The organism is uncultured Eudoraea sp. (assembly GCF_947258925.1).
GTDB lineage: Bacteria > Bacteroidota > Bacteroidia > Flavobacteriales > Flavobacteriaceae > Eudoraea.
On record NZ_CAMYKG010000030.1, the window covers coordinates 24,634 to 36,527 of the forward strand.

Here is an 11,894-nt window from a genome sequence, read left to right on the forward strand (position 1 = left end):
TTTTTTAACATACAAAAGTGCCAAAAAGTAAAGAACCAACCTTATATTTAAGCTTGCAGAACAAAAAAAATACTATATTTGTTCCGTTTTTAACAAAGTTTAAACCAAATAAATATTAAATAGTCAGTATTATCCCTTGTTATTGTCGTATTTTGATTTAACAAAAGTTATTAACACGAAACCGTTTTCGTTGTTAGTAAATGTTAATAAAAATAAGACGTTAACAATTTTTTTACATAGGTTTAACCTTTGGTACTAAAAATTAACTAAACTCAAAATTAACTTTTTATGAAGATTACGCTACTAAAAAGCTTTTTACTGATCGGAGCTATTCTAAGCTTCGGGATTGCAAAAGCGCAAGAAGTATCAGGAACAGTTTCCGATGCAAATGGTCCATTACCAGGGGCCAGTGTTGTTGTTAAAGGAACTACAAACGGTACACAAACGGACTTTGATGGTAACTATACGCTTAACAATGTAGATAGCGGTGCTACTCTTGTTATCAGTTATATTGGTTACAGTACACAGGAAGTTCCAGTAAATGGAAGAACTACTATCAACGTAGTTCTAGAAGAGGATGCACAAGCATTGGATGAAGTAGTAATTATCGGTTATGGTACTACTACCGTCAAAGATGCGACAGGTGCGGTTTCTGCAGTAAATGCAGAAGACTTTAACAGTGGTATCATTGCTTCACCAGAGCAATTGATCCAGGGTAAAACTGCAGGGGTTCAAATTGCCCAGGCAAGTGGTGAACCTGGTGCGGGAGTTAATATTAGGATTAGGGGTGCAAACTCCATCCGTTCTAATAATAATCCCTTATTTGTAGTTGATGGTATTCCATTATCATCAGAATCTACTACTCCTGGTGGTGGTGATATTACAGGTGGTGAAAATGCTACAAGAAACCCTCTAAACTTTATTAACCCTTCCGATATTGAAAGTATCTCTATCTTAAAAGATGCCTCTGCAACGGCAATTTATGGATCAAGGGGAGCCAACGGGGTAGTAATTGTAACAACTAAAAGTGGAAAAAGTGCTCAAGGTGGTGTTTGGGAATTTGATCAAACTATAAGTATTTCTACACCAAGAGAGAATTTTGACCTTTATGATGCCCCAACATTCCTGGCACAAACAGCCGCGGAACGTGGACAGACGATTGCGAATGATATAAATGAAGGCTCTAATACTGACTGGCAGAAGGTAGTTTTAAGAACTGTAGTTTCTCCTGTTACCAATTTATCTTATTCCAACAATTATGGTAGTGGTAATGTAAGAGGTACTTTTTCTTATGGAAAACAGTTTGGTGTTATTGAAAAGTCTTCTCAGGAAAGAATTACGGGAAGAATAAATGTAAACCAACGTTTTGTTGATGACAGATTAAAATTTGATTTACAGGCTTCTATGGCTCGCGTAAATGACCTGGCACCTCAAATTAGTGGTGGGTCTGGTGCCAGTGGTAACCTTATTGGAGCAACATATTCTGCAAATCCAACATGGCCCAATGACCCCGAATTCAGTATTCCGGGTAACCTGTTAAATCCTGCCAACCTTTTGGCATACTATAAGCAAAAAACCAATACCGATAGGTTTTTAATCAATTTTGCTGCTTCTTATGATATTATCGATGATGATGACAATGAATTAAGAGCAAAAGTAGCTGTTGGTTATGATGACTCATTTGCCACAGCAAGTGCAACTATTTCACCCAGAGTTACGAATCAGAACCGGGTGAGTGGACAGGGACAGGCTTCATACAATGAATTGGATGCGACAAGTCAATTACTGGAAGCAACCCTAAATTGGAAAAGAGACTGGTCTAAGGTTTCTTTAGATGCCATTATTGGTTTTACCTACCAGGATTTTCAGAGGCAAGGATTCAATTCCCAGGGATGGGGTGCATTCACAGAAAACCTCGATCAAATGGGTACAGATCTAAAACAAACGATCCGAAGTGGACAAAGTCTGGTTACAGGTGGATACCAACAATTTGGATACGATGCTAATGGCAGTTTTGTAAACAGCTTAAATCCATTTAGTGATACCGCTGTCTTAAGCCCCCTTGGAGTAAGAAAATATACTTCTGCATGGGCAGATACCTTTAATAATACGGATGAATTGCAATCCTTCTTTGCAAGAGCAAATGTTAACTTGCATAACAAATACCTGTTTACAGCAACTTTCAGAGCAGATGGTTCGTCTAAATTTGCTCCGGACAACCAGTACGGTTATTTCCCATCTGGTGCGTTTGCATGGAAAGTTAATGAAGAAGAATTTATAGGTCCTAACATTTCTACATTAAAATTAAGATTAAGTGCAGGTATCACAGGTAACCAGGATGGTTTAAGCTATGCGCAGTTTATTAAAAGACAGCGTTTTGCTTCACCGGGAATTAATGACGATGGTAGCATAAACAGACCGGGACTTGAAACTGTTGCTGTACAGAATCCAGATTTAAAGTGGGAAGAGACTTTTGATTACAACATAGGTGTAGATTTTGGTTTCGGCCTCGATCGTTTTAGCGGATCTCTTGATTTCTACAAGAAGGAAACTAAAGATCTCTTGTTCAGACAAGCTGCAGCAGCTCCTGCTTTTGATCCTTTCGTATTTAAGAACCTTGAAAACGGTAAATTGGTTAACCAAGGGGTAGAAGTGGCTTTGGCTTATGACTTTGTTCAAACTGATAATGTAACCTTTTCAGCAGCTTTCAATATTTCCTATAACGATAACAAGGTTACAGGTTTAAATGGAACTACCGCAGATTTCAGCGAAATTAATGGTCCGGGTCTTACCGGAGCTTTTGCACAGCGATTGGGAGAAGGAATATCTATTTTCTCTTACTACATGGCTACCTATTCTGAGGATGCCAACGGAAATCCTAACTTCAGTGCAGATGAAAAAAGTTTTGTCGGTGAAGATGCGGTTCCTGATGTTGTATCTGGACTTACCCTTAACTTAAATGCCGGTAGATTTGATGCTAATGTATTTTTTGCAGGCCAGTTTGGGTTCTCAGTGTATAACAACACAAGAAATGCTTTCTTAAACAGACCTACCTTTTTAACTTCCAGGAATACGGATCCAACAGGATTTAACCTGGTATCACAAGAAGTTTCTACCCTATATTTGGAAAAAGGTGATTTTGTACGTCTGCAAAACGCAACGGTTGGCTACAATGTGCCTCTTACTGGAGAAGGGTTCTTTGACAACCTAAGGTTTTCTTTGACCGGACAAAATTTATTACTGTTTACAGATTATTCTGGTCTTGATCCTGAGGTTTCGGCCAACACAGGTGATTTTGGTACTGGTATTCCAAGCCAAGGGATAGATTATACCACATTCCCAAGACCACTGACTGTGACTTTAGGGATAAATGCTAAATTTTAATTTTAAAAAAAACTGCAATGATTAATTATTTAAAAACACGATCAAAAATTTTGATGTTTTCGTTACCGGCATTGGCACTGTTTTTCTCATGTACCGATCTGGAAATCGAAGCAACCGATTCTTTGCTTGCCCCCAATTTTGAGGGTATAGCTACTGCTGAGGAAGCAGCTAGTCAGGTTTCTGCCATGTATAATTCCATCAACGGATATATAGGCGACCAGGCTAACCTGTATGCCCTCAGTGAAGTTACGACAGATGAAATGTTAGTCCCTACAAGAGGATCTGACTGGGGAGATAACGGAATATGGAGACAATTACACCAGCACTCCTGGACTCCGGATCATCAGTACATTACCAATGTTTGGAACCAGTGGAATGAGCTTCAGCTCGTAGCCAGTGAAGTATTAGACAGCAGGTCTGCATCTTCGCCGGATTCAAGGGCGGCTGCATCATTTTTCAGAGCCCTGGCGGTTTACGTAATTTTAGACAATTTTGGCCAGGTCCCAATTCGGGATACAGAGGCTCCACCATTGCAAGATCCAGAAGTCTTAACTGGTGAGGATGCTATAGCACTTATTGCTTCTGACTTGGATGCTGCTATTAGCGGACTACCGGCTACCGGACCATCTGGTGCAGAAAATGTAAATGTGTCCAAAGCTGCCGCCAGATATTTATTGGCCAAGCTTCATTTGAACAGACATATATTTAATGGTTCCGGAAGCCCTGATCCTGCGGATATGGCAATAGTAATATCCCTGGTAGATCAAATTGCCGCTGATGGCTACGCTTTGGAAGCAGGGTTTTTTGATATCTTCCGAGATACCCCTGACAATGAAACCATCTGGTGGATCAATACCGGTGTTGGAAACAGGATTTGGAATGGTTTGCATTATAACCTTGTTACCCCTGAACAATCAGGTGGATGGAATGGTTTTTCTACTCTTTCTGAATTCTATGATTTATTTGAAGGACCAGAAGATAATTTTGTAGGTGGCGGACAAGAAGAACGAAGAGGTGGCGTGCCACTACAGGGCGAGCCTGCCGGTGCAGATGGAACAACAGATACAGACGGTGACGGAATCGCCGATGGTTCGCATATTGGTTTTGGTTTCCTTAAGGGACAACAATACGGTCCTGACGGAACTCCTCTTACAGAAAGAGGTGGTGCACCTTTAGTTTTTTCAAGAGAATTTGTAAGTGCAGTTGATGGGCAACCAAACCTTTTAGATAATGATGAAGTAACCGGTATCAGGGTACTTAAGTACAACCCAAGATATGGCGGATTTACGTCGCATGAAATCTTCTTCAGATATTCGGATGCCCATTTGATGAAAGCAGAAGCAATGCACAGAAGTGGAGGCGATGCTACAGCAATGGTCAATGAACTACGTGTTTTACGTGGTGCTACACCCGTAGGTAGTGTAACAGATCAAATTTTGATCGATGAAAGAGGAAGAGAACTTTACATAGAGTTTTGGAGACGTAATGATTTAATAAGATTTGGACAGTATACGCGTGATTGGGAATTTAAAGACCCTGCAGCTATTGGGAATTCAGATCGTGAATTATTCCCTATTCCTGCAACTCAGATTATTCTTAACCCTAATCTGGTTCAGAATCCCGGATACTAAGAATTTATTACTTTATATTTTAAAAACCCTGGTCATTATGATCAGGGTTTTTTATTTTCAATGACTTGGCCTATAACTATAAAAACAATATCTTAAGCTGTCAAAAACCAATCTAAACATATGTACACCATAGGCTATGATCTTGGAAGCTCTTCAATTAAAGTTGCCCTGGTTGAAACCATTACGGGTAAAAGCCTTGGTGTAGTAAATGAACCCAAAACGGAAATGACTATGCACTCCCCTCAAAGAGGTTGGGCAGAACAAAATCCGGAAGATTGGTGGACCCATATATGCAAGGCTACAAAGCAAATACTTGATCAGACAAAAGTTCAACCCGGCGAAATAAAAGGGGTTGGTATTTCCTATCAAATGCATGGCCTGGTTATAGTTAATGAGCAAGGAACTCCCCTAAGAAATTCCATTATCTGGTGTGACGGCAGGGCGGTTGATATAGGAAAGAAAGCCTTTGATGAACTTGGCCAGGACAAATGTGCCCATGAACTACTAAATTCGCCGGCTAACTTTACCGCATCAAAATTAAAGTGGGTAAAAGAAAACGAAAAGGAGATTTATGGTAAAATTTATAAAGCCATGCTTCCCGGTGATTTTATTGCCTTTAAACTAAGTGGTAAAATTAACACTACTATTTCAGGACTTTCAGAGGGTATCTTTTGGGATTTTAAGGAGAATAAAATTGCCAATTGGCTTTTGGATTATTATGGGTTGGAAGAAAACCATATCCCTGAACTAGTGGATACCTTTTCAGACCAGGGCCAAATTACTTCTAAAGGAGCCCTTGAAACCGGTCTGGCAGAAGGAACTCCTATCCTTTACCGTGCCGGAGATCAACCTAATAATGCCTTATCGTTAAATGTCTTCAATCCAGGTGAAGTAGCAGCCACGGGCGGTACTTCAGGCGTTGTTTATGCCATCACCGACAACTTGTCTGTAAAAGAAAGTTCGCGTGTTAATAATTTCGCACATGTAAATTATAGCCTTAAAAGCCGTCGTATAGGTAAGTTATTATGTATCAATGGCGCCGGAATCATGTATAGATGGTTGTTAAATAACTTAAATGTTTCTAATTACGAGGAAATGAACGAGCTGGCTGCCCGGGTTCCTGTTGGTGCTGATGGAGTCATAATATTGCCATTTGGAAATGGTCCTGAACGAATGTTAGAGAATAACGATTTAGGCGCTGAAATAAAAAACATTAACCTGAATAGGCATAATAATGCACATCTGTGCAGGGCTGCTCTTGAAGGGATTGCTTTTTCCTTTGTTTATGGAATGGAAATACTTAAAACCGATGGTATAAAGGCTAAAGTAATAAGGGCTGGTAATGATAATTTATTCAGATCGCCTATTTTTTCAGATACCATTGCTACTTTAATAGAACACGATATTGAAATATACAACACTACTGGTGCTATAGGAGCTGCCAGAGCCTGCCAGCTGCATGATGGAAATTATGCCAATTTCGGCAAACAAATTATGGATAACGATTATATCATGAGTTATAAACCTTCCTCTGAAAAAAAAGACTATAGGTTGGCTTACGAACTTTGGAAGAACGAACTGGAAATAAAATTAAAAATCAATTAATATGGCACTTATTGGAAACACGGAATATTATAAGGGAATAGACGAAATACTATTTGAAGGTAAAGAATCTGATAATCCCCTGGCCTTTAAATACTATAATCCGGATCAACTTGTAGCAGGTAAAACCATGCGAGATCACTTAAGGTTTGCCGTAGCCTATTGGCATACCTTTTGCGGGGTTGGGGCCGATCCTTTTGGGCCAGGCACACAAAATTTTCCATGGGATATGCATAGTGATCCTATGGATGCTGCCAGAGCAAAGGCCGATGCAGCCTTTGAATTCATAACCAAACTGGGGTTTGATTATTTCTGCTTCCATGATTTTGACCTGGTACGGGAAGGTGATTCATTTACAGAGTCTGAAAAGAGACTTTCAGCCATCGTTGATTATATAAAAGAGAAAAAAGCAGCTTCAGGTGTTAAACTTTTGTGGGGTACGGCGAATTGTTTTTCCCACCCCAGATATATGAATGGTGCATCTACCAATCCCGATTTTAATGTTTTGGCCCGGGCAGGAGGCCAGATAAAACTGGCTTTGGATGCTACGATGGCTTTAGATGGTGAAAATTATGTTTTTTGGGGAGGCAGGGAAGGCTATATGTCCTTGTTAAATACAGACATGAAGCGAGAGCTGGACCATATGGGCCAATTCTTGGCAACAGCCAGAGATTATGCGCGCAAACAAGGTTTCAAGGGAACTTTTTTTATAGAACCAAAACCCATGGAACCTATGAAACATCAATATGACTTTGACGCTGCTACGGTAGTTGGCTTTTTGTATCAGTATGGATTGCAGGATGATTTTAAACTAAATCTCGAAGTCAACCACGCTACCCTGGCAAGTCATACCATGCAACATGAAATGGAAGTTGCGGCCGCTCATGGGATGTTGGGAAGTATAGATGCAAATCGTGGCGATTATCAGAATGGATGGGACACAGATCAGTTCCCTAATAATATTACCGAAGTAACTGAAGCCATGCTCACATTCCTGAAAGCAGGAGGATTAAAAGGAGGTGGGATTAATTTTGATGCCAAAATAAGGCGAAATTCCACAGACATGGATGATGTATTCCATGCACATATCGGTGGTGCGGACACTTTTGCAAGAGCATTGCTAATTGCCGACAAGATTATGACTTCTTCTCCTTATAATGACTTGAGAAAAAGACGTTATCAATCCTTCGATTCCGGTAAAGGAAAGGATTATGAAAATGGGAAATTGGATTTGACGGATCTTTATGAAATTGCAAAATCAAATGGTGAATTGGAATTACAAAGCGGCAAACAGGAATTGTTTGAAAACATAGTCAATCAGTACCTCTAGTGCTAAGGTTAAAACCCATCAAATTTCAAGGCAAATTTTTAATTGGAGAAGAATTTTGCCAAAATTGAGCAATTAGCATTTATTAAACCGCCAACCAAACTATGACATCATCTTTCGGGTTTTGGGATTATTTTATTTTTGTAGCATATGCCTTCTTAATTTTGGGAGTAGGCTTATGGGTTTCCCGGGATAAAAAAGGGCATCAAAAGAATGCTGAAGATTATTTCCTTGCCAGTAAATCCCTACCCTGGTGGGCTATTGGAGCTTCTCTAATAGCCGCCAATATTTCCGCTGAACAATTCATAGGTATGTCAGGTTCAGGATTTGCAGTGGGCCTGGCGATTGCCTCCTATGAGTGGATGGGAGCAATAACCCTACTTATTGTTGGTAAATTTTTCCTGCCAATTTTTATCGAAAAAGGCCTTTATACGATCCCGCAATTTGTTGAGCAACGCTATGGCACAACACTTAAGACTATTTTAGCGGTATTTTGGATTGCCCTTTATGTTTTTGTAAACCTGGCTTCTGTTTTGTACTTAGGGTCATTAGCCCTGGAAACCATAATGGGGATTCCAATGATTTATGGGGTAATTGGACTGTCATTATTCGCGGCAGCATATTCTCTTTACGGAGGCCTTTCTGCCGTTGCATGGACAGATGTCATTCAGGTTATCTTCCTGGTTCTGGGAGGTTTAATCACAACCTATCTGGCTCTAAATACAGTCTCCGACGGACAGGGTATTTTGCAAGGTCTCAAAGTAGTTTACGAAACGGTCCCTGAAAAATTTGTGATGATACTTGATAAATCAAATCCTGAATATGCCAATCTGCCCGGTCTGGGGGTTCTGGTTGGTGGTTTGTGGGTGGCCAACTTATATTATTGGGGTTTTAACCAATATATTATTCAAAGAACGCTCGCAGCAAAATCCTTACGTGAATCGCAAAAAGGAATTATTCTTGCTGCTTTTCTAAAAATAATTATTCCTGCAATTGTGGTTATACCGGGCATTGCGGCCTATGTGATGGTTAATGATCCCGAAATATTAAATCGCTTTGGAGATACCGGCCTTGAAAATTTACCTACCCTTGAACAAGCGGATAAGGCCTATCCCTGGCTTTTACAATTTTTACCTACCGGACTTAAGGGAGTAGCTTTTGCAGCTTTGGCAGCAGCCATTGTATCTTCTCTGGCATCTATGTTAAATTCTACATCTACCATTTTTACAATGGATATCTACAGACAGTACATAAACAAAAATGCTTCTGACAAAAAAACGGTTAACGTTGGACGAATGACCGCAGCGGCAGCACTTAGTATTGCGTGTGTAATGGCACCATTACTGGGTGGTATAGATCAGGCATTTCAGTTCATTCAGGAATGGACCGGATTGGTCAGCCCCGGGATTTTAGCAGTTTTCATGTTAGGTTTATTTTGGAAGAAAACAACCAATAGAGGCGCTATCGTTGGGGCATTGGCGTCTATACCCATAGCATTTTATTTTAAAGTGGCTCCCAGCGGATGGTCTGACAACCCCATTTTTGCAGATGTTCCATTTATGGACCAGATGGGGTACACCACACTGCTCACTATGCTGGTAATAGTCTTGGTAAGCCTTAATCAGAATAAGGGCCAGGATGATCCAAAAGGTATACCCCTTTCAAAAGAACTGTTCAAAACTAGTCCCAAATTTAATATAGGCGCCTTCGCTACAATGATCATTATTGCCACCATTTATGCCCTGTTTTGGAACTAACTCCTATTGTAAATAACTGATAAAGATTAACTTGGATTACATTCCTTTTTCCGCTAGTTTCATTATCTTGCCGTCCCATTTTGGAGCATAAATGAAAAGGATTTTAGGACTTTCTTTTAGTGTGCTTTTAATACTAAGCGCCTGTACTGAAAAGAAGGAGAAACTGTTTGACAAAGTTGACTCCGCACATTCCGGAATTCACTTTAAGAATAGCCTCGAAAGCACCCCGGAGCTTAATATTCTTACCTATCTCTACTACTACAATGGAGGCGGCGTGGTTTCGGCAGATTTCAATAATGATGGGTTAAAAGACCTCTATTTTACATCCAATCAGGGTGAAGATAAACTTTACATTAATAAAGGAGGCTTAGAATTTGAAGATGTCACCAAGGCATCTAAAATAGCTAATTCAGGGAATTGGACCACCGGGGCCACCCACGTAGATATTAACCAGGATGGTTTACTTGATATTTATGTTTGTAAAGTAGGCAATTACAGGAGCCTAAAAGGAAAGAACCTGCTATTTGTGAATAAAGGCATAAATGAAGAAGGTATTCCAACCTTTAGTGAAGAGGCAGCTACTTATAACCTTGATTTTAGCGGCCTCTCAACCCAGGCAGCATTTCTGGACTATGACCTGGATGGAGACCTTGATATGTATCTCTTAAACCATTCGGTACATCCAAACAGAACCTATGGCAAAGGGGCCCAAAGATCCGAAAAAGATTCCCTTTCAGGTGACCGCCTGTATAAGAATGAGGATGGGGTATACATTGATGTTTCTGCTGAAGCCGGTATTTATCAGGGTAAGATTGGATATGGTTTGGGGCTTGGTGTAAGCGATATAAATGATGATGGGTTTCCCGATATTTATGTAGGTAACGATTTTTTTGAAAATGACTACCTGTACATCAATCAGCACGACGGTACTTTTAAAGAACTCATTTCTTCAGATAATAAACACCTGGGGCATACCACTCATTACTCAATGGGTAACGATTTGGCAGATTTGAATAACGATGGACTTACAGATATTCTTTCTCTGGATATGCTTCCGGAAGATTTGGAAACCTATAAAACTTCAGGATTGGAGTATGCATTTCCAACATATCAGTATTATCTTAAAAATGGATATGCTCCGCAGTATATGTCAAATACTTTACACCTCAACCTTGGCTCAGAAAATTTCAGTGAAATTGGAAATTTATCCGGTATTTCGGCAACCGAATGGTCCTGGGGAGTCCTGGCCGCTGATTATGACAATGACGGGTTTCGGGATATTTTTATCTCCAACGGAATTAAAGGAGCCACCAATGATATGGACTTCATTAGTTTTATTGCCAATGATAATATTCAAAAAAGAATAGACGCCGGAATGACCCAAACCGATATGGCATTTATTGAAGAACTCCCGGAAAAACGAGCATCAAACTACCTGTATAGAAATAATAAAAACCTCTCTTTTAAAAATGTCACCTCAGAGTGGTATCATGAAGAAATGTCTTTTAGCAACGGTTGTGTTTATGCAGACCTGGATAATGATGGGGACTTGGATATAGTTGTAAATAACCTTAATGAAAAAGCTTATCTGCTTGAAAATAAATCTAATAGAATTGGGCAGGGAAATTATATCAAGGTCTCATTAAAAGGTTCTGAAAAGAATAAATTCGGCACCGGCGCCAAAGTCATCGCATATACGTCCAATGGAATACTCAAACAGGAAAATTTTCCAACCAGAGGTTATTTATCTGCCGTTTCTAACACAATGCATTTAGGTCTAGGGCAGGATACCGTGATAGATTCTATTCATGTAATATGGCCCGGGGGAAATTACCAGACGTTAAGATCCGTAAAATCAAATCAGGATTTGGCTCTAAGCATGGAATTGGCCAAAGGCGATTTTTATAAGAGATCACAGCCTAAAGCGGAGAGCTTTCTCCTTAATGTGCCCAAGATCCTGAATTTTAGACATAAAGATCAGACTAGTATGGAATTCAATCGTGATCCACTAGTTCCATTTGCCAATACAAATGAAGGCCCTGCTGTTTCTATAGCAGATATAAACATGGATTCCCGGGATGATATATTTATTAGTGGTGGTAAAGGCCAGGCTTCCGCACTTTTTATACAAGATAGTTTGGGCAATTTTAGTAGCATCCAGGATTCCTTATTTGAGCCGGATGCCATAAATGA

Annotated in this window: 6 protein-coding genes; all 6 read left to right on the forward strand. The window is 39.9% G+C overall.

Features of this window, described 5'->3' with window-relative positions:
• Positions 1–288: 288 nt before the first annotated feature.
• Positions 289–3,384 (forward strand): SusC/RagA family TonB-linked outer membrane protein, encoded by a 3,096-nt coding sequence (locus Q0X77_RS11295; RefSeq protein WP_297797391.1) that lies wholly within the window; start codon positions 289–291, stop codon positions 3,382–3,384.
• A gap of 17 nt (positions 3,385–3,401) precedes the next feature.
• Positions 3,402–5,015, forward strand: a complete 1,614-nt coding sequence (locus Q0X77_RS11300; RefSeq protein WP_297797393.1) for a RagB/SusD family nutrient uptake outer membrane protein — start codon at positions 3,402–3,404, stop codon at positions 5,013–5,015.
• A 120-nt stretch (positions 5,016–5,135) separates the two neighbouring features.
• On the forward strand, positions 5,136–6,620 hold the full coding sequence (locus Q0X77_RS11305) for an FGGY family carbohydrate kinase (protein ID WP_297797395.1): 1,485 nt from the start codon (positions 5,136–5,138) through the stop codon (positions 6,618–6,620).
• 1 nt (position 6,621) lies between these two features.
• Positions 6,622–7,947, forward strand: coding sequence for a xylose isomerase (gene xylA / locus Q0X77_RS11310; RefSeq protein WP_297797397.1), 1,326 nt, complete (start codon positions 6,622–6,624; stop codon positions 7,945–7,947).
• Between the two features lie 101 nt (positions 7,948–8,048).
• Complete coding sequence (locus Q0X77_RS11315) at positions 8,049–9,701, forward strand: sodium/sugar symporter (RefSeq protein ID WP_297797399.1); 1,653 nt, start codon at positions 8,049–8,051, stop codon at positions 9,699–9,701.
• A gap of 91 nt (positions 9,702–9,792) precedes the next feature.
• Positions 9,793–11,894 (forward strand): CRTAC1 family protein (locus tag Q0X77_RS11320; RefSeq protein ID WP_297797401.1); only part of this gene is annotated, 2,102 nt, incomplete at its 3' end.